Genomic DNA, 1,038 nt, shown 5'->3' with positions numbered 1-1,038 from the left:
AAGGGCCAACACGGCGAAGTACCGATACAGGCTCCCCGTGACCGGGACGGCTCCTTCGAGCCTCAGTTCGTCCGTAAAGGCCAGTCCCGCCTGACCCAGATGGATGATCAGATCCTGGCTTTGTATGCCAAAGGGCTGAGCACCCGGGATATCGTAGACGCCTTCAAGGAGATGTACGACGCGGACATCTCGGCAACGCTCGTTTCCAAGGTGACTGAGCGCGTGATCGATCAGGTTCACGAGTGGCAGAACCGCCCTGTCGATCCGATCTACCCCATTGTTTATCTGGACTGCATCGTCCTGAAAATTCGTCAGGACAAGAGGGTGATCAACAAGTCCCTATACCTGGCTCTGGGCATCAACATGGAAGGCCAGAAGGAGCTGCTGGGCCTCTGGCTGGCCGAGACCGAAGGCGCGAAGTTCTGGCTATCGGTACTGACGGAACTGAAGAACCGGGGTCTGGAAGACATCCTGATCGCCTGCGTGGACGGCCTCAAGGGCTTCCCGGATGCCATTGCTGCTGAGTACCCTCAGACCAAGGTGCAGCTGTGCATCGTGCACATGGTTCGCAACTCGCTGCGCTACGTGTCCTGGAAAGACTACAAGGCCGTTACGGCTGATCTGAAGCAGATCTACCAGTCTGCCTCGGAACACGAAGCCCGGCAGGCGCTGGAGGCCTTCGGGGAACGCTGGGACGGCCAGTACCCTCAGATCTCCCGATCCTGGCACAGCCACTGGGACAACCTGATCACCATCTTCGAGTATCCTCCGGCTATCCGGAAGGTGATCTACACCACCAATGCCATTGAGTCGCTGAATAGCGTCATCCGCAAAGCCACCAAGCGCCGCAAGCTGTTCCCCAGCGATGATTCGGCACTGAAAGTGGCCTTCCTGGCGATCCAGCAGGCCTCCAAGAAATGGACCATGCCGATCCGCGATTGGAAGCCGGCATTGAATCGCTTTATTATCGAGTTCGGTGACCGCCTGGACGGCCACCTGTAATGGGATGGGCAGTTACACAGATTTATTTACAGGCTC

General features: G+C 57.6%; 1 protein-coding gene. It reads left to right on the top strand.

Features of this window, described 5'->3' with window-relative positions; all coding sequences use genetic code 11:
- Positions 1-1,002, top strand: a 1,002-nt coding sequence (locus tag ABIE59_RS19990) for an IS256 family transposase (protein WP_354449552.1), incomplete at its 5' end; no start/stop codon positions are given.
- Between the last annotated feature and the right edge of the window lie 36 nt (positions 1,003-1,038).

It is taken from the genome of Marinobacter sp. MBR-99, assembly GCF_040547575.1.
In the GTDB taxonomy this organism is placed as follows: Bacteria; Pseudomonadota; Gammaproteobacteria; order Pseudomonadales; family Oleiphilaceae; genus Marinobacter.
This window is presented reverse-complemented; position numbering and strand designations above follow the sequence as displayed.